This is a genomic window from Mycobacterium sp. E2327 (assembly GCF_001672675.1).
Taxonomy (GTDB): Bacteria; Actinomycetota; Actinomycetes; order Mycobacteriales; family Mycobacteriaceae; genus Mycobacterium.
The window spans coordinates 1-17,415 of sequence record NZ_LZKE01000204.1 but is presented as its reverse complement, the minus strand read 5'-3'; the positions used below and the strand labels follow the sequence as shown (position 1 = coordinate 17,415).

The window sequence follows — 17,415 nt, the reverse complement described above, 5'->3', positions numbered from 1 at the left end:
ATACTCAGACCGCTGCGGCCTCGGTCATCGGGTGTTCCTCCGATGCAGCGTCCAGTTCTGTTTGGCCCAAACCTATTTCGAGTCGTTCGTCGTCGCGCAGCGGGCGTCCCGGCACCACCAGCGGCGGGCGCTTCGCCGGGGCCGGCAGGCTCGCATGCACCGCGGCCAGCTGGCGGGCGACGAGCCGATTCAACCCGACGCATACATCGTTGCCCAGGGGTTCCGCGCTGTGGTAGCGGACCCAAGCCGCTGCGTGGACCCGGCCGGCCGCGGCGCTCAGCCGAATCGTCAGCACGGTGACATCGGTGTCGTCCAGCCACAACCGGTCCAGCGTCTCCGACGTGATGTCCTGTGGTGACACCCAGAAGCTGGTCGCGTACCCGTCGAAACACTTGAGGTGGCGCAATCCCGACCGGGTCGAAGCCGGTTGCAGTCCCGCCGCCACGGCGGCGTCCACCTCGGCGAACTCGTCGGCAGTCAACGGCCGGGCCGCGCAGCGCCGACCGTTCAGATCGTCGACCAGCCGCTCGACGACCGCCGCCAAAGTCGAGGCCAGCGAATCGCGGGCCGCGACCGCGCCGACGTTGCGCTGGGGATCCATCCGCAACACCAGCCACGTCCGGTGCTCGAAACCCGCTGGGCGACCGTCGGCGGCGTGCCGCCGTCGTACCGAGACGATGTCGATGGCGTCCAGGCGCACATCGAAGTGGTGCAGTCCCGTTGCCACCGCCGGCACCGGCAAGGTAGCCGACGAGGCGGTCTGGTGATGGTGCGGTGCGTCCGCCGGCCCGTCGAGGGCCACCACGGCGACCAGCTGGCCCCGGTATCCGCGCACTCCGACCACGCGGCGGCCGAAGCGGCGCCGATGATCGATAGCCGCGGTGCAGCCGGGATTCAGTGTCTCGCCCCGGGCCGGGGAGGACTCCGTCGTGCTCAGTGCCGCCGCCGGCTCGGGGGACGAGTCCCAGATGTCGGGGGCCGACCAGTCCCACAGCCACCTGGCCAGGGCCGAGATGACCGTGATCCCGCGGTAGGTGAGCAGCAGGGCCGCCGTCGCGATTACGGCGACCGCGACGCCGCCCCACCACATCGCGGTTTGCGGTCCGCCGGCGAGCTTTCTGACCACGACGAGCACCGCGACGTCGATCAGGAACGCCGACGTGGTCTTCGGCCACGAGAGCGCCAGCCCGAGGCGGGGCTGGGCCTTCATCGGCGCCGCGGAGGCTGCCGCATCGCCGAAAGACTTAAGGTCTGTTTTCACCTATCTGATGATACAGAAAGTATTGTAATGTGGTCTATTACCAAATAGTCCGTTTGTAGCTGGCCTCCCTAGCTGAGGAGCGGCGTATGTCGTTCTCATCAACACGCTCGGTGCGAGTCGCGATCGCGGCGGGCTGCGTCCTGGTCGGTGCCACGGCGGGTTGTTCGCGCTCGCCGGCGAGCACACCGGCCGCACCGGCAAGCCTGCCCGCCGTCGCGTTGGTGCCGGCAGCGTCAGCCGTCCAAGGCGAGTCGATTCCCGGTATCGGAGCCACCCGGGCCGCTTGGGACGACTCGCACCCGCCAAACGCCGCGGCCGCCAACGCCTACGGTCGAGATCCCAGCCTGCCGGAGTACCTCGCGCATGGCGGCGCCGTCTACAGCGACGTATCCGACCAGGGCACCGACAGAATCCACGGCTACTCCTTGAATATGCATACGGTCGACCGGTTCGAGGTGTTACGGCGGGTGTGGCAGGAGTTGCCTTCCGACGCGACGGTCGCCTGGGATCTGATGCGCGACCATTGTTATCGAGTGGCGTTCAACAGCCCGACCCTGCGGGCCGTCGGAGATTTCATGGCAACGGTTCAGCTTCAGTACATTCAGGCCGACGGGAAGAAGGCGACGAGTTCGGACCGCTTCAACCAAGCGGTGTTCCGGCTTGACCGTGCCGGTTCCCCAGCCGACGGTGCGGAAGGCTGCGGCAAGTAAGGCGTGACCGTCCCGGCGCGGGAGCGCGCCGACCCGGTGCGTGTCCCGGCAACCCGTAGGATTGTCGTGGTGGCCGAACTGACCGGCGCGCGAGCCGAAGAGCTCGCAACAATGGACATCTTCGAGGGCTGCACTACCGAGGACCTAGTGCCGCTGGCGGCCCGCCTCCAGCCGCTGCGCGCGGCAGCCGGCCAGGTGCTGATGCAGCAGGGCGAGCAGGCCGTTTCGTTCCTGCTCATCTCGTCGGGCACCGCCGAAATCAAGCGTGTCGACAGCGACGGCGACGGCACGGTCAACGCCGGACACGTGACGCCCGGCACCATCGTGGGGGAGATCGCCCTGTTGCGGAATATCCCGCGCATCGCGACGGTCACCACGGCCGAACCGCTGACCGGCTGGATCGGGGACAACGACGCCTTCACCCGGATGGTGCACCTGCCGGGGGTCATGCCGCGGTTGCTGCGCACGGTGCGCCAGCGCCTGGCCGCATTCATCACCCCGATCCCCATAGAGGTCCGCGACGGCACCCGCCTGATGCTGCGCCCGGTCCTGCCCGGCGACGACGAGCGCACCGTCCACGGCCACATCCAGTTCTCCAGCGAGACCCTTTATCGGCGGTTCATGACGGCCCGCATGCCGACCCCGGCGCTGCTGCACTACCTGTCCGAGGTCGACTACGTCGACCACTTCGTGTGGGTGGTGATCGACGGGGAGAATCCGGTGGCCGACGCCCGCTTCGTCCGCGACGAGAGCGATCCGAAAACCGCCGAGATCGCCTTCACCGTGGCCGACGCCTACCAGGGCCGGGGGATCGGGAGCTTTCTGATCAGCGCGCTGTCCATCGCCGCCAGGGTCGACGGTGTCGAAAGATTCTCCGCGCGAATGCTTTCCGACAACGGGCCGATGCGAGCGATCATGGACCACTACGGCGCGGTCTGGGAGCGCGAGGACGTCGGCGTCATCACCACCGTCATCGACGTGCCCCACCGGCTGGTCTTCGGCCGTCACATGGCCGAACAGATCAAGCGCGTCGCCCGTCAGGTGATCGAAGCGGTCGGCTGAACGGGCATGCGGCCGTTGTGGATTGGGATTCCGGTTGTCCTGATGACGGCGTGTGCGCACACCCACGCGCCCGCGCCGTCGGCCGCGCCCACCAAATCGGCCAGCGCCCCCAACGCGGCCGTCAACCCCGCCAACATCAAGCGGGTGGTCGGCGAGCTGCCTCCCCACTACGAGGTGACCACCAACGTCCCGAGCGGGGCGTCGCCGAGGGTGATCTGGAGCCTCGGGGCCGCCGCGAGCGCCAAGCCGCCACCGTGCGCGACGCTCGCCGACCCGGGCAACGGACGTGACCAGTCCGCGCAGGGCTTCTCCGGGTCGGGGACCGGCGGCATCGTCGACGCGGTGGTGGTGGCTTTGCCAGGGCCGGTGGACCTCGACCAGGGCGTCGTCGCGGCGTGCGGGCGGTGGACCATGAGCGACGGCCACACCACCGCCAGCGTTCGCCTCATCGACGCCCCCCACATCGACGGCGCCGCGACGCTCGGCATGGTGGCCGACACCAAGTCGTCCGTCGAATCGGGCACCGAAATCGATTCGCGCGCATACACTTTCACGGCCTACCTCGGCCAGTACTACGCGTTCACCACGCTGACCACGGACCCCGGTTCGACGCTGCCCGCGCTGCCGCCGCAGTTCGCCGCCGATCTGCTCGTCAAAACGGTGTCCACATTGCGCGGCTGAGCGTCCCCGTTGGGTAGATTGGCCACGATGTTGAAGGTGTTGCTCGCGACCGCCTCCGTGTGCGTGCTCGCCGGATGCTCGTCGGGCAACGATCCCACCCCCGTCAAGGCCGACATCGGCAAGGTCGTCGACGTCAAGTCGAGCTTCGGGCCGGACTACAAGGTCACCGACATCCCCGTCCGGGGCGTCGACCCCAAGCTGCTCTCGGCCCGGAAACTGCCCGACGGCCTGACTTTCGACCCGGCGAACTGCGCGAAAGTGGCCGTCGGCCCGGACATGCCACCCGACTTGCAGGGCAACATGGCCGCCGTCTCGGCCGAGGGCAACGGCAACCGGTTCGTCGTCATCGCCTTGGAGACGTCAAAAGCCCTGCCGTTCAACGACCCCGGGAAGGACTGCGCCAAGGTCGCATTCGCCGGGACCGGGGTACGGGGCGGCATCGAGGCGATCGACGCGCCGCACATCGACGGGGCCCGCACCGCGGGCGTGCACCGCGTCCTGCAGGCCGTGGTCGGTGGGGGAGCGCGCACCGGCGAACTGTACGACTACTCGGCCCAATTCGGTGATTACCAGGTGATCGTCATCGCCAACCCGCTGGTCATTCCGGACCAGCCGGTGGCCAAGATCGACACCCAACGCGCGCGTGACCTCCTCGTCAAGGCGGTCGCCGCGGTCCGTTCGTAGGCCGCTAGGCCGATGGCGGCGACCCACCGCGCCCGGCTAGCCGTGCTTGTGATCGCCGCTAGCGCACGTCGCGGGGACGGAACTGGATGCTGACGCGCGGGCCGGTCGGCGCCGAGGTCTTGGGCACCGAGTGCTCCCAGGTGCGCTGGCAGGATCCGCCCATCACCAGCAGATCGCCGTGGGCCTGCGGCAGTCGCAGCGACGGGCCGCCGCCGCGCCGCCGCATCGCGAAGGTGCGCGTCGCGCCCAGGCTGACGATCGCCACCATGGTGTCCTGCGAGCTGCTGCGCCCGATGGTGTCGCCGTGCCAGGCCACGCTGTCCGAGCCGTCGCGGTAACAGCACAATCCGACGGTGGTGAAGGGCTCGCCGAGTTCGCCCGCGTAGATGTCGTTGAGCCGCCGGCGCAGCTTGCCCAGCAGCGGGTGTGGGGGATCCTCGACGGTCAGGTCGTGGAAGCTGACCAGCCGCGGCACGTCGACCACCCGGTCGTACATGTGGCGGCGCTCGGCCCGCCATGGAACGGTCGATAGGAGGTCGGCGAACAGGTCGTCGGCCTCGGCCAGCCAGGCGGCGCGGATCTCAATGAAGGCGCCGTCACCGAGCTGTCTGCGCTCGGTGTGCTCGAACAGCGAGCCCTGTACCGCGATGCTCACGGCGCCCATTTTATCGCACACCCGTTCGATGAGGCGGGGACCGGCCTTGCGACCGGCTACCGTTTCCAGGGTGGGTGATGTTGAGCTGGGCACCAATTCCGAGGTGGGCGCGCTTCGGGTCGCCATCCTGCACCGCCCCGGCGCGGAGCTGCGCCGGCTCAATCCGCGCAACAACGATCAGCTGCTCTTCGACGGCCTGCCCTGGGTCGCGCGGGCGCAGGAGGAACACGACGAGTTCGCCGAGCTGCTGCGGTCCCGCGGCGTCGAGGTGCTGCTGCTGTCGGACCTGCTGACCGAGGCGCTCAACCACAGCGGGGCCGCCCGGATGCAGGGCGTCGCCGCCGCGGTCGACGCTCGTCGGCTCGGAACCCCACTGGCGCAAGAGCTTTCGGCCCATCTGCGGGGGCTGGACCCGGTGGCGCTGGCCAACGTGCTGATGGGTGGCATGACGTTCAACGAGCTGCCGCCGGACACCCTCACCGAGGTCTCCCTGGTGCTTCGCATGCACCACGGGGCGGATTTCGTCATCGATCCACTGCCGAACCTGGTGTTCACCCGTGACTCGTCCATCTGGATCGGGCCGCGGGTGGTGATCCCGACCCTGGCGCTGCGGGCGCGCGTTCGCGAGGCGTCGTTGACCGACCTGATCTATGCCCATCACCCGCGGTTCACCGGGGTGCGGCGCGCCTACGAGTCGCGCACCGCTCCCGTCGAGGGCGGCGACGTGCTGCTGCTCGCCCCCGGCGTGATCGCGGTCGGGGTTGGCGAACGGACCACCCCCGCCGGTGCGGAAGCGTTGGCGCGCAGCCTTTTTGACGACGATCTCGCCGACACCGTGCTCGCGGTGCCGATCGCCCAGCGGCGCGCGCAGATGCACCTGGACACGGTGTGCACGATGGTCGACACCGACACCGTGGTGATGTACGCGAACATCGTCGACACGCTGTCGGCGTACACGATCCAGCGCACCCCCGACGGCGTCACTATCGGCGACGAGACCCCTTTTCTCGAGGCATCCGCCAAGGCGATGGGGATCGACAAGCTGCGGGTGATCGACACCGGGCTGGACCCCCTCGTCGCCGAGCGCGAGCAGTGGGACGACGGCAACAACACCTTGGCGCTGGCACCCGGCGTCGTCGTCGCCTACGAGCGCAACGCGCAGACCAACGCCCGCCTGCAGGACGCGGGCATCGAGGTGCTCACCATCGCCGGGTCCGAATTGAGCACCGGCCGCGGCGGTCCCCGGTGCATGTCCTGCCCCGCCGCGCGCGATCCGGTGTAGGTCTTTCGCGCCGAGTCTGCGCTCAGCGCGTCGGATCGGGCCATTTGCGCGCGCTGGACGCAGTCTCGATGCGAGAACTAGCGCCAGCTGGGCAGCCAGATCTCCATGTTCCAGGTCTGCTGGGAAATCGGCAGGCCGGTGAGTACGGGGAAAAGCCACGCGAAGTTGGTCACCACTAATGCGACATAACAGCTGACCGCGATCAGTCCGAGCGTGCGCCGTTCGGAGTTCTGGTTGCGGGCGTAGAGGATGTCGCCGCAGATCAGCGCGATGCCCATGGCCAGGAACGGCGCCATCGTCGCGGCGTAGAAGAAGTACATCTGCCGGTCGATGTCGGCGAACCACGGCAGCCATCCCGCGCAGTAGCCGGTCAAAACAGCCGCATAGCGCCAGTCCCGGCGGACCAGCATTCGCCAACAGGCGTAGAGCAACACCGGCACCGCCAGCCACCACATCGCCGGGGTGCCCACCAACATCTCCGCCTTGACGCACGACTGCGCGCCGCAGCCGGGGACGTTCTGCTGGTCGATGGCGTAGAGGACCGGCCGCAACGACATCGGCCAGCTCCACGGTTTCGATTCCCACGGGTGGTAGTTGCCGGCGGAGTTCGTCAGGCCCGCGTGAAACTGAAACGCCTTGGCGGTGTAGTGCCACAGCGAGCGAATGGCGTCGGGCAGGGGGACGACGGAGTGCGGGCCGATCGACTGGCCGACCTCGTGGCGGTCGATCGCGGTCTCCGAGGCGAACCAGGGCGCGTAGCTGGCGAGGTAGACCGCGAACGGGATGAGCGCCAACGCGTACCCGGTGGGAATCAGGTCGCGCCGCAAGACCCCGAGCCACGGCCGGGTCACCTGGTACTGGCGCCGCGCGGCGACGTCGAACGCCAATGACAGCACGCCGAAGAACAGCACGAAGTAGAGACCGGACCACTTTGTGCCGCAAGCCAACCCGAGCATCACCCCGGCAAGGAAGCGCCACCAACGCACGCCAAGCCTTGGGCCCCATAGGGTTTGGGCGCTGCGGCCCTCCACGAGCGCGACGTGCAGCCGCCAGCGCACCTGATCGCGGTCCACGATGAGCGCGCCGAACGCGGCGACCACGAAGAAGGTCAACAGGCCGTCGAGCAGGGCGGTCCGCGCGGTGACGAAGCTGACGCCGTCGCAGATCACCAGCACCCCGGCGATCGCGCCGACCAGCGTCGAGCGGCTGATCCGCCGGACGGTCCGCATCACCAGCACCGCCATCACGACGCCGAGCAGGGCGCCGGTGAACCGCCAGCCCACCCCGTTGTAGCCGAAGACCGCCTCGCCGAGGGCGATCAACTGCTTGCCGACCGGCGGGTGCACGACCAGGCCGAACCCGGGGTTGTCCTCCACCCCGTGGTTGTGCAGCACCTGCCAGGCCTGCGGCGCATAATGCTTCTCGTCGAAGACGGGCGTGCCGGCATCGGTCGGCGAGCCCAGGTTGAGGAACCGGGTCACCGTCGCCAGGACCGTGATCACCCCGGTCGCGACCCAGCCGCGAATGGTGTCCGTCGGCCCGAAGTCCGCCACCGGAACCAGCGGGCCCGGGCTGTCGACGGGTACGACACGCTCGCGCTCGGCGACGGCGCTTTCGCGGGGCGGGGCGGTCATCACGTCGATCGTAGGCTGTCCGTCATGACCTCCGGTCGCCTATTGCTGGGCGCGACGCCCCTGGGCCAGCCGTCGGATGCCTCGCCGCGCCTGGTCGACGCGCTGGCCCACGCCGACGTGGTGGCCGCCGAGGACACCCGGCGGGTGCGAATCCTGGCCAAGGCGCTGCAAGCCGAGATCAAGGGTCGGGTCGTAAGCCTGTACGACCGGGTGGAGGCCGTTCGGGTGCCCGCCCTCGTCGACGCGATGAAGGCCGGGGCGACGGTGCTGATTGTCAGCGACGCCGGCATGCCGTTGATCAGCGACCCCGGCTACCGGCTCGTCGCGGCGTGCGTCGAGGCCGGAATTCCGCTGACCTGTCTGCCCGGGCCGTCCGCGGTGACCACCGCGCTGGCCGTGTCCGGGCTGCCGTCGGAGCGGTTCTGCTTCGAGGGGTTCGCCCCGCGCAAGAAGTCGGCGCGCCGGACCTGGCTGGCCTCGCTGTCCGACGAGCGCCGCACCTGCGTGTTCTTCGAATCGCCGCGGCGGCTGGCGGCCTGCCTGCGCGACGCCGTGGACGAACTCGGCGGCGCCCGCCGCGCGGTGGTCTGCCGGGAGCTGACGAAGGTGCACGAGGAAGTGGTGCGCGGTTCGCTGGAGGAGCTGGCCACGTGGGCGAACGACGGGGTGCTGGGCGAGATCACCGTGGTGCTCGCCGGCGCGACGCCGCGCGCCGACCTGCCGTCGCTGGTGGCCGAGGTGGAGGCGATGGTGGCCGGCGGCGTGCGCGTCAAGGACGCGTGCAGCGAGGTGGCCGCGGCGCATCCGGACGTGCGGACACGTCAGCTCTACGACGCCGTGCTGCAGTCACGCGCCGAGTAGCTCTCCTAAGGCGTGCAGGCCTTGAGGGGACCGATCCCCGGCGTGCACAGCTGGGGGTGCGGCGGCAGCGGCGGCGGGCCGGGCAGCGGCGGCAGCGGCGGCGGGCCCGCGGGCAGCGGGGGTAACGCCGGCAGCGGCGGCAGGGCAGGCGGACCGGCCGGCAGCGGTGGCAGGGCCGGCAGCGGCGGGGCGGCGGGCAGGGCCGGCAGCGGCGGGGCCGCGGGAAGCGCGGGCAATCCCGCGGGAACCGCGGGCAAGGCGGGCAGCGCCGGGAGGGCCCCCGGCGCGGCCGCCAGCACCGCCGGAATCGCGGCGGCAGCGCCCGGAACGGCGGCCGCCGCATTCGGGACGGCCGCAGCCGCGGCGGCAAGGCCCGGGATGGCCGGCACGCCCAGGGTGAAGCCGGCCGGCAGCAGGCCGGTGCTCTTGAGGTAGGCGAGCGCGATCGCGGCGGTGGAAGCGGTGGCCACAACGCTGGTGCCCACGCCGACCACGGTGGTTCCCACGCCCACCACGCCCTGGACGATCGACCAGGCGGTTTGCGCCCCGGCGGGTGCGGCGGAGATCGCGGCCGCGTTGTCTATGGCGCCCGGCAGCTGCGGCAGGACCGCGGCCGCGGCGTCAGGCAAGCCCGTGTCGAATCCGCCGGGAAACGAGGCCCCCGAGGCCGGCGCGCCGCCGCCCCCGCCGATTCGCGGTGCCCCGGACACCGCTCCGGCGCTCCCCGGTCCGCCGGGCATTGTCGGGTTGGTGGCCTCCGCGACCGGCTTCGGCGCGTCCCCGGTGTTCGCTGCGGGAGCGGCCTGCGTGCCGGGCGCCGACGGCGGCGTCTCGGGCATCAGGACCGACGCCACCTTCTGGCAGGGGGCCCCGCCATTGCCGCAGGGTCCCGCGGCCGGCAGCGGCGTGCTGACCGAGGTCAGGGGCGTGACCGCCAGCATCCCGCCCATCAGGGCGGACGCGACGGCGCCCAGGACAGCGATTCTCATGACGGCCCCCTCCGGCAGTCGACTCGCGATCGGCGCGGGTCAATCCATGAAGCTTAAGCAAAAGCGGCACGTGGCGTGGGGTGTTAGCCGAAATTCACGGCCGAGGCTCCGATGCTTCACCGGCCGGCCTCCTAGCCGGCTTGAGCCGGTGTCGCGACCAACGGCAGCCCGACGATCGGGGCCGCCTTGTGCAGGCATTCCTCCCATTCGGCGTCGGGATCGGAGTCGGCGGTGATCCCGCCGCCGACGCCCAGCACCGCGCCGCCGCCAGCGTCGAACTCGACGGTGCGAATCGCGACATTCAGCTCGCATCCGGCGATCGGGGAGGCCAGGCCGATTGTTCCGCAGTAGATGCCGCGGCGGCTGTGTTCCCATTGCGAAATCAGTTGCCGCGCACGGTGTTTGGGGGTACCCGTCACCGACGCCGGCGGGAAGGCGGCGTCCAGCAGGGCCGACGTCGGCAGCTCGAGGGGGACGCGCGCCGACACCGTGGACACCAGGTGCCACACGCCCGGCGCGCGCCGCACCACCAACAGCTCGGGCACGGTGACCGTGCCGACGGTCGCCACCCGGCCCAGGTCGTTGCGGACCAGGTCCACGATCATGATGTTTTCCGCGACATCCTTGGCCGACGCCCGCAGCGCCGACGGCCAGGCATCGAGCGGCAGCGTGCCCTTGATGGGACTGGACGTCACGGTCGCACCGTGTCGTCGCAGGAAAAGCTCCGGGGACAGCGACGCCACCGCGCCCCACGGCCCCGCGACGTAGGCCGCCCGGGCCGGGGAGGTGCGCGCCACGCCGTCGACGAAGAAATCCAGCGGAGCGCCGCTGACCGACCCGGTGAATTGCGTGCATACGCAGGCCTGATAGACCTCGCCGGCGCGGATCGACTCCAGGCAGGCCAGTACCCCGCCGCGGTGCGCCGCCCGGTCGGGGCCGCCCCAGTCGATGCGGCAATCGCGCGGCGGCGACGGCCTGGCCGCCAATGCGGCGCCCAGCCAGCCCGGCATCGGTGCGCCGGACAGACTTTCGTACCACCAGGCCCCGTCGCGGTCGCGGCGCAGGACGCAGTCGGTCCAGCCGCCGGCGGCCTCGGGGATCCGGTTGGCCCGGCCGTCGGCGGCGGGATCGGGATAGGACAGGTAGCCGACCCAGCCGCCGCCGACCGCCGCCGAGCCGGGCGCGGGCGTGCCCAGGCGGACCGCGAAGGCGTCGTCGACGGCGACCGGCCGCGCCGCGAGGCTCGGCGCGATCACCGCCAGCGAACCGAACCACTCGCCGGTCAGCGCGGCGGGCGGCGCCAAACCCAGGCGGCCGGCGGCGTCACCGACGGCGCGCAGCACCCCGGGCGCGGCGCCGAGGTCGCCAAGCCGGTCGGTTCGCACCGCCCTAGTCTGCCGCCTAGCCGCGGCTGATGTCGCGAGCGGTGGCGAGGGCGGCCAGCTTCTCCGGGTTGCGCATCACGTAGAAGTTGGTGATCTTGTCGCCGGCGATCTCCAGCGTGATCACCCCTTCGAGCTGTTCGCCGAGGTAGAGCAGCACCGCCGGGGCGCTGTTGCACGTCACCATGTCCACGCGCGCCCCGGCAAAGCCGGCGGCCTTGCGCATCAGCCCCACGATCGCCCGGGCCACCCGCTCGGCGCCGACCACGGGCCTGCGGGCGGCGCTGACGATGCCGCCGCTGTCGGCCGTCCAGGTGGCGTCCGGGGCGAGCATCCCCATCAGCGCCGCCACGTCGCCGCTGGCCGCCGTGGCCAGGAACTGGGCGGTGATTTCCGAGTTGCGCTCGGCATCAATTTTTGTTGAAGCGCCGCGCTGCTTCCGCCGCGCCCGCACGTGTTCGCGCGCGCGGTGCGCGACCTGACGCACGGTCGGCGCCGGCTTGCCGACCGCCTCGGCGATCTCGCCGTAGTCGAAGCCGAACACCTCGCGCAGCACGAACACCGCGCGTTCGTCGGGGCTCAGCGTCTCCAGCAAGACCAGCATCGCCATCGAAACCGATTCCGCCAGAACGACATCGGCCGAGGGATCCTGGTCGTCGAGGAGCAGCGGCTCGGGCAGCCACGGCCCCACGTACTCCTCGCGGCGGCGCGCGTCGGCCCGCAGCGCGTTGAGCGCCTGCCGGGTGACCAGCTGGGCCAGATACGACTTGGTGTCGCGCACGGCCGACAGGTCGACGTCGGCCCACCGCAGGTAGCTGTCCTGCAGCACGTCGTCGGCCTCGGTCGCCGAGCCGAGGATCTCGTAGGCGATCGTGAACAGCAAAGGCCGCAGCACCGTGAATCGTTCGGCGTGCTCGGTCGAACGGGTCACGGCAGCGCGACCTGTTCGTCCGCCGGGAACTGCGCGACCCGCCGGCCGCCCTTGAGCCAGAAGTAGGAGCCGGGCTTGGCGGCCTCGCGGCGAATGAACCACAGCGTGCCCTTGCAGACGGTCTCCTTCACCGACGCCGCGAACCGACCCCCGACGTACCACTCAACCGGGGTGTCGTCCTTGCGGGCGAGCTGGATGGTGCCGTGCGAGCGGCCGAGGCTGATGCACTGACCGGTGAACGCCTGGTTCAGCAGCGCCGGTGCTTCTCCCGCGATGCGGCTGAGCACCGTGTTGGCGGCCTGGACCCCGAGCGGGCCGGCGGCTTGGCAGCTCATCCTCAGTGGCTGCCCGGACGGCGCGGCCGCGTCACCCGCGGCGACGATGTGCTGGTCGTCGATGCTGGTCAGCGTCTCGTCGGTGAGCAGCCGGCCCAGCGGGTCGGTGCTCAGCCCGCTGCGCGCGGCCAGGTCCGGCACGGCGAAGCCCGCCGTCCACACCGTCGCCGCGCTGGGCAGCACGGCGCCGTCGGTGAGCACCACCGCGTCCCAGCGCACCTCGCTCGCGGCCGCGGCTTCGAGCACGTTGACGCCGAGGTGGCGCAGCTGCTTGGCCGCCGACCGCCGGCCCTTCTCGCTCAGCGAGGGGCCGAGGATGCCGCCGCACACCAGGGTCACGGGGCGCCCCAGCTCGGCCAGCTCGGACGCGGTTTCGATGCCGGTCAGCCCGCCGCCGACGACAGTGACGGGCGAACCCAGCGGCAGGTCGGCGAGCGCGTAGCGCAGCCGTTGCGCGCTTTCCAGGTCGGCGACCGAGTGCGCGAACTCGGCGGCGCCCGGCACGGTCAGCGGCATCGCGCCGGTGCTGCCGACGGCGTAGATCAGGTAGTCGTAGTCCAGCTCGGCGCCGGAGGCCAGCACCAGGCGGCGGTCGGCGGCCTCGATGCGCTCGACGGCGTCGATCACCAGCCCGATGCCCTCGCCCAGCAGCGTGTCGTAGTCGGCGATCGCCGCGCCGGTGTCGGCGACCAGCTGGTGCAGGCGGATCCGCTCCACGAACACGGGACGCGGGTTCACCAGGGTGATGTCGACGTCGGGGCGCTGGCGCAGGTGGTTGGCGGCCAGGGTTCCGGCGTATCCGCCGCCGACGACGACGACGTGGGTTCTTGGGGCGGTCGGCTGGGTCATTTCTGTCTCCTACTCTCACGGAACTCGTGCCCTTGAGACACCGCGGGCCGGCCGACCGTGACAGTCCGGGCGGAGCTGTGAGCCGTTTCACACGCCCTTGGGGACGAAGACGAAGTTGTTGACGTAGACGCCGTGGGCCGCCCAGCCGTCCTCCCGGCCGCCGATGTTGGCCGGGTTCTGGTGCCGGGCCGCGTCGAACTCCTCAATCGGCCGCCGGCCGTCACCGGTGTCGAAGTAGCCCTCGTACCCGAGTCCCGTCAGCAGCTCCGTGATCGCGGCAACGGCGCCGCGGTGATGGCGTTCCTCGGCCTCCACCAGGACGGCGGGCCGGTTGCGCGCGAGCGTCTCCGTCGCGCCCCGCAGCACGGCCAGTTCGTGGCCCTCGACGTCGATCTTGACCAGGCCGACGTCGCCGAGGCGCAGGTCGTCGAGCCGCTTGACCGGCACCTCGATGCTCTGCACCGCGTCGCCGCCGGCGTCGCCCAGGGCGTTGTCGGCATCGATCGTGCTGCGGCCCGGGTCGGATTCCACCACCCGCATCGTGGTGACGCCGGGCGTGTCGGACAGCGCGACGGCTTCCACCCGGACCGGCGCGCCGACCGCGTCGAACATCGACGCCAACTCGCGCGCCTGGGCCGGCCGGGGTTCGAACGCGATCACCGAGCGCGACGACGCGAGCATCGCGATCGTGAACTCGCCGACATCGGCCCCGATGTCCAGCGAGACGCGGTTGGGATCGCACAGCGACGCGACCAGCCGCACGTCCGGGCGCGCCTCGCCGAGGCGTTGCAGGATGCCGTACTTGCGGCGCCAGAACAGCCGCGGCGCCAACGTCTTTGCCGCCGGCGCGAGCCAACGTTTCGCCGTGCTTGCGACGGGCATCTGCGGTGGTCTCCCATCCTTTTTGGGGGCTTGGGGGGCCGGGCTCGAACGGGCCCCGCGCCGGGTCGCACATGATACGCTTCGCATCTATTCGTGACCTGCCCCGGGCCGAATGCAGCCACCGCGGAAGTATGGGGCTCCCCAATGCGCATCGGCGTGCATCGGGTGAGTGCAAACTGGAAGACGAACACCCCTGATTGGGCCCCCCGAACGGGCCAGGCCCAGCTGGGACACGCCCATCGGAGGAGTCCTTGCCGCGAAGCCTGGATCTCGTCGTCACCTCCGTGGCCACCCAGCTGATGGAGGCGACGGGCTCCACCGCGACCCAGGTCAGCGAGAAGGTGCTCGCGCAGCTCGTCGAGCAGTTCGATCTCGACGCCTGCTTCCTGCGCCACCACGACCACGACATCCGCGCCTCGGTGCTGGTGGCGGAGTGGCCGCCGCGCACCGACGTTCCGGACCCGGATCCGCTGGCCGTCGTTCACTTCACCAGCGCCGACCCGGTGCTGGCCCAGTGCGAGCACGGGCGCAAGCCGGTCGTGATCCGGCCGGAGCAGAACAACCGCGGGTTTCCCCGGCGGCTGGGCGGGTCCAAGCAGCCCACGTCGCCCTCGGTGGCCGCCGCGCCCCTGGTCTCGGGCGAGGCCACCACGGGCGTGCTCGGCTTCGTCAAGAACGGCTCCCGCAAGTGGAAGCAAGAAGAGATCAACACGCTCGAGGCCATCGCCGCGCTGTTCGCGCAGCTGCAGGCGCGGATCGCCGCCGAAGAGAAGCTTCGCTACCTGGCCGAGCACGACGACCTGACCGGCCTGTACAACCGGCGGGCGCTGGTCGCGCACCTGTCCGAACGGCTCACGCCGGGAAGCCCCGGACCCGTCGCCGTCTTGTACCTCGACCTGGACCGGCTCAAGCCGATCAACGACTACCTCGGGCACACCGCGGGCGACTGGTTCATCCGGGTGTTCGCGCAACGGATCCGGGTGTGCGCGGGCAACCAGAGCATGATCGCCCGGCTCGGCGGCGACGAGTTCGTCGTGATCCCGGACCAGCCGATGTCGACGGGGACGGCGGAGTCGTTCGCCCGCCGGCTGGGGGCGATGCTGCGCGAGCGGCTGGCTATCGGCGGACACATGATCACCCGCACCGTCAGCATCGGGCTTGCGGTGGGCATGCCGGGGCGCGACAACAGCACCGACCTGCTGCGCCGGGCCGACGAGGCGGTGCTGACCGCCAAGCGCGCGGGCGGCAACCAGGTGGCGCTGTCCACCGACGACATGTCGCTGAAGAGCGCCTTCCGCAACGACATCGAGCTGCACCTGCAGGGCGACATCGACAGCGAGGCGCTGCTGCTGCACTACCTGCCCGAGGTCGATCTGTGGACCGGCGCCATCGTGGCGGCGGAGGCACTGGTCCGGTGGCGGCACCCGATCTGGGGCCTGCTGCTGCCGGACTCGTTCATCGGGGTGGCCGAATCGACCAACCTGGCCGGTGAACTCGGCCGGTGGGTGATGCGAAGCGCCTGCGCCGAATTCAGCCGGTGGCGCGCCAACGGCGTCGGGCAGAGCGCGAGCCTGCGCATCAACGTGTCGCCCGTCCAACTGATCACCCGCGGCTTCGTGCGCAGCGTCGCCGACACCATCGACGAGTTCGGCATCGACGGCGGATCGGTCTGCCTGGAGATCACCGAGCGGGCCGTCGTGCACGACATCGAGACCACCCGCAAGACCCTGCACGAGCTCAAGGAGGTCGGGGTCCAGATCGCCATCGACGACTTCGGCACCGGCTATGCGGTCCTGTCGCACCTGAAGTCCCTCCCCGTCGACATGCTCAAGATCGACACCGGGTTCGTCCGCGACCTGGGCACCAACGCCGGCGATCTGGCCATCGTCCGGGCGATCATCGGCCTGGCCGAGGCGTTCGGCCTGCAACTTGTCGCCGAGGGAGTCGAAACCCCCGCTGCCGCACTGACTTTGATGCAACACGGGTGCCACCGGGCGCAGGGCTTCCTGCTGTCCCGGCCGGTGCCGGGCAACGCGATGGAAGCGTTGCTGTCCGCGCGCTGGATGCCGATGCCGTTCCTCGCCGACCGCGAGGCGTTGTCGTTAGGCGCGATCTAACCCCGGTGACGATGCTCCGTTCAATCAAAAAGAGCGCGGCCGCCGTTGTGGCGTGCACGGCGCTGCTGCTGAACGGCTGCGGCGGTCACCCCAACCCGGGACCGCTGTCGGCGATGGTCTTCCCGGCCATCCCGCCGACGGTTCAGGAGATCGCCAACCCGCTGCGCGGCCAGTACGAGGATTTGCTGGTTCCGCTGTTCCCGCAAGGCAATCCGGCCCAGCAGCGATACCCGGCGTGGCCCGCGTCCTACGATGCCAGCCTGCGCGTCTCGTGGCGGCAGCTGCAGCCCGTCGACCCGCACACCCTGCCGCCCGACGCCCCCGACGATCGCCGGTTCGACTTCAGCGTCATCGACGACGCGCTGACGAAGCTGGCCAACCGCAACATGCGGATGACGCTTCGCGTGTACGCCTACAACTCCTGTTGCAACGACTCGTATCCCGACAACACCAACCTCGCGATTCCCGACTGGATGCGTTCGTCGTCCACCAGCTATCCGGCCCCGCCGAACAGCCCCACGCCCGGGGTGACGCAGGTGGTGCCGAGCTGGAACGACCCGGCCTACCTGGGCGCGTTCGGGCAGCTGCTGGCCGCGCTGGGCCGCCGCTACGACGGCGACGAGCGGCTCAGCGTTTTCGAGTTCTCCGGCTACGGGGATTTCAGCGAGAACCACATCGCGTACCTGCGCGACGTGTTGGGCGCCCCCGGCCCCGGGCCCGACGAAAGCGTCGGAATGCTGGGCTATTACAGCCAGTTTCGGGATCAAAGCATCACCAAGGCATCTATCCAGCAGCTGGTGGCGGCGAACGTCAACGCCTTCCCCCACACGCAATTGGTGGTCACCCCGCAGAATCCCGAGATCGTGCGCGAGCTGCTGGCCGACGACGTCACCAAAAAGCTGTCGGCGCCGGTCGGCATCCGCTCGGACTGCCTCGGCGTCCAGGCGCCGTTGCCGGCCTGGGCCGAATCCAACGACTCGCAATACGTGCGGTCGAACGACGCCGCCGTCAACGCGATCAAGCAGCGGCTGGCCTCGGCGCCGGTGATCACCGAGTGGTGCCAGTTGCCCAACGGGACCGATCCGCGGTCCTACTACGAG

General features: G+C 70.5%; 15 protein-coding genes and 1 pseudogene. 8 read left to right on the top strand and 8 right to left on the bottom strand.

The window, feature by feature from the left end:
* Nucleotides 1-4: 4 nt before the first annotated feature.
* Nucleotides 5-1,210, bottom strand: coding sequence for a type VII secretion protein EccE (gene eccE, locus A5712_RS23255; RefSeq protein ID WP_068110412.1), 1,206 nt, complete (start codon nt 1,208-1,210; stop codon nt 5-7).
* Between the two features lie 137 nt (nt 1,211-1,347).
* Between eccE and A5712_RS23250 the strand changes: the two genes are divergently transcribed.
* The 4 genes from A5712_RS23250 to A5712_RS23235 all read left to right on the top strand — a co-directional run bounded on the left by A5712_RS23250 (nt 1,348) and on the right by A5712_RS23235 (nt 4,398).
* Nucleotides 1,348-1,971 carry a hypothetical protein gene (locus A5712_RS23250; protein WP_156766730.1) on the top strand — a complete coding sequence of 208 codons (624 nt, stop codon included), beginning with the start codon at nt 1,348-1,350 and terminating at the stop codon, nt 1,969-1,971.
* A 111-nt stretch (nt 1,972-2,082) separates the two neighbouring features.
* Nucleotides 2,083-3,033 (top strand): GNAT family N-acetyltransferase, encoded by a 951-nt coding sequence (locus A5712_RS23245; RefSeq protein ID WP_369830426.1) that lies wholly within the window; start codon nt 2,083-2,085, stop codon nt 3,031-3,033.
* A 6-nt stretch (nt 3,034-3,039) separates the two neighbouring features.
* On the top strand, nt 3,040-3,714 hold the full coding sequence (locus tag A5712_RS23240; RefSeq protein WP_068110407.1) for a DUF5642 family protein: 675 nt from the start codon (nt 3,040-3,042) through the stop codon (nt 3,712-3,714).
* 27 nt (nt 3,715-3,741) lie between these two features.
* The gene (locus A5712_RS23235; RefSeq protein ID WP_068110405.1) at nt 3,742-4,398 is read left to right on the top strand and encodes a DUF5642 family protein; all 657 of its coding nucleotides are present in this window, start codon (nt 3,742-3,744) and stop codon (nt 4,396-4,398) included.
* 58 nt (nt 4,399-4,456) lie between these two features.
* Here A5712_RS23235 and A5712_RS23230 read toward each other — a convergent pair whose 3' ends face one another.
* A complete protein-coding gene (locus A5712_RS23230) occupies nt 4,457-5,053 on the bottom strand; it encodes an alpha-ketoglutarate-dependent dioxygenase AlkB (RefSeq protein WP_197519478.1) in 597 nt (198 codons plus the stop codon).
* A 70-nt stretch (nt 5,054-5,123) separates the two neighbouring features.
* Here A5712_RS23230 and arcA point away from each other — a divergent pair, with 70 nt between their 5' ends.
* Entirely contained in the window at nt 5,124-6,335 is a 1,212-nt protein-coding gene (gene arcA / locus A5712_RS23225; RefSeq protein WP_068110400.1) for an arginine deiminase, read from the top strand.
* A 77-nt stretch (nt 6,336-6,412) separates the two neighbouring features.
* Here arcA and A5712_RS23220 read toward each other — a convergent pair whose 3' ends face one another.
* A complete protein-coding gene (locus A5712_RS23220) occupies nt 6,413-7,969 on the bottom strand; it encodes a dolichyl-phosphate-mannose--protein mannosyltransferase (RefSeq protein WP_068110397.1) in 1,557 nt (518 codons plus the stop codon).
* 24 nt (nt 7,970-7,993) lie between these two features.
* On the opposite strand from A5712_RS23220, the gene rsmI reads away from it, so the two are divergent.
* On the top strand, nt 7,994-8,830 hold the full coding sequence (rsmI, locus tag A5712_RS23215; protein WP_068110393.1) for a 16S rRNA (cytidine(1402)-2'-O)-methyltransferase: 837 nt from the start codon (nt 7,994-7,996) through the stop codon (nt 8,828-8,830).
* Nucleotides 8,831-8,835: 5 nt separating this feature from the next.
* On the opposite strand, the gene A5712_RS23210 is transcribed toward rsmI, so the two are convergent.
* The 5 genes from A5712_RS23210 to A5712_RS23190 form a co-directional block, all read right to left on the bottom strand.
* Entirely contained in the window at nt 8,836-9,819 is a 984-nt protein-coding gene (locus A5712_RS23210) for a hypothetical protein (protein WP_068110390.1), read from the bottom strand.
* Nucleotides 9,820-9,950: 131 nt separating this feature from the next.
* Nucleotides 9,951-11,204, bottom strand: coding sequence for an aminodeoxychorismate synthase component I (locus A5712_RS23205; protein WP_068110387.1), 1,254 nt, complete (start codon nt 11,202-11,204; stop codon nt 9,951-9,953).
* 16 nt (nt 11,205-11,220) lie between these two features.
* A complete protein-coding gene (locus A5712_RS23200; RefSeq protein WP_068110384.1) occupies nt 11,221-12,132 on the bottom strand; it encodes an RNA polymerase sigma-70 factor in 912 nt (303 codons plus the stop codon).
* Nucleotides 12,129-13,316, bottom strand: a complete 1,188-nt coding sequence (locus tag A5712_RS23195; protein ID WP_068110381.1) for an NAD(P)/FAD-dependent oxidoreductase — start codon at nt 13,314-13,316, stop codon at nt 12,129-12,131. Before A5712_RS23195 ends, A5712_RS23200 begins: the two co-directional genes overlap by 4 nt.
* Nucleotides 13,317-13,403: 87 nt before the next feature.
* Nucleotides 13,404-14,198, bottom strand: coding sequence for an FkbM family methyltransferase (locus A5712_RS23190; protein WP_068110378.1), 795 nt, complete (start codon nt 14,196-14,198; stop codon nt 13,404-13,406).
* A gap of 251 nt (nt 14,199-14,449) precedes the next feature.
* Here A5712_RS23190 and A5712_RS23185 point away from each other — a divergent pair, with 251 nt between their 5' ends.
* Both A5712_RS23185 and A5712_RS23180 read left to right on the top strand, forming a co-directional pair.
* Complete coding sequence (locus A5712_RS23185) at nt 14,450-16,315, top strand: bifunctional diguanylate cyclase/phosphodiesterase (RefSeq protein ID WP_068110374.1); 1,866 nt, start codon at nt 14,450-14,452, stop codon at nt 16,313-16,315.
* An 11-nt stretch (nt 16,316-16,326) separates the two neighbouring features.
* Nucleotides 16,327-17,415 (top strand): annotated as a pseudogene (locus A5712_RS23180) (hypothetical protein); the annotation flags it as partial.

What these genes read in the sequence shown, in the direction of transcription:
- A5712_RS23195 (WP_068110381.1), bottom strand. Translation starts at nt 13,316, where the DNA reads ATGACCCAGCCGACCGCCCCAAGAACCCACGTCGTCGTCGTCGGCGGC.
- A5712_RS23210 (WP_068110390.1), bottom strand. Translation starts at nt 9,819, where the DNA reads ATGAGAATCGCTGTCCTGGGCGCCGTCGCGTCCGCCCTGATGGGCGGG.
- eccE (WP_068110412.1), bottom strand. Translation starts at nt 1,210, where the DNA reads ATGAAGGCCCAGCCCCGCCTCGGGCTGGCGCTCTCGTGGCCGAAGACC.
- A5712_RS23250 (WP_156766730.1), top strand. Translation starts at nt 1,348, where the DNA reads ATGTCGTTCTCATCAACACGCTCGGTGCGAGTCGCGATCGCGGCGGGC.
- A5712_RS23235 (WP_068110405.1), top strand. Translation starts at nt 3,742, where the DNA reads ATGTTGAAGGTGTTGCTCGCGACCGCCTCCGTGTGCGTGCTCGCCGGA.
- A5712_RS23245 (WP_369830426.1), top strand. Translation starts at nt 2,083, where the DNA reads ATGGACATCTTCGAGGGCTGCACTACCGAGGACCTAGTGCCGCTGGCG.
- A5712_RS23240 (WP_068110407.1), top strand. Translation starts at nt 3,040, where the DNA reads ATGCGGCCGTTGTGGATTGGGATTCCGGTTGTCCTGATGACGGCGTGT.
- A5712_RS23220 (WP_068110397.1), bottom strand. Translation starts at nt 7,969, where the DNA reads ATGACCGCCCCGCCCCGCGAAAGCGCCGTCGCCGAGCGCGAGCGTGTC.
- A5712_RS23190 (WP_068110378.1), bottom strand. Translation starts at nt 14,198, where the DNA reads ATGCCCGTCGCAAGCACGGCGAAACGTTGGCTCGCGCCGGCGGCAAAG.
- rsmI (WP_068110393.1), top strand. Translation starts at nt 7,994, where the DNA reads ATGACCTCCGGTCGCCTATTGCTGGGCGCGACGCCCCTGGGCCAGCCG.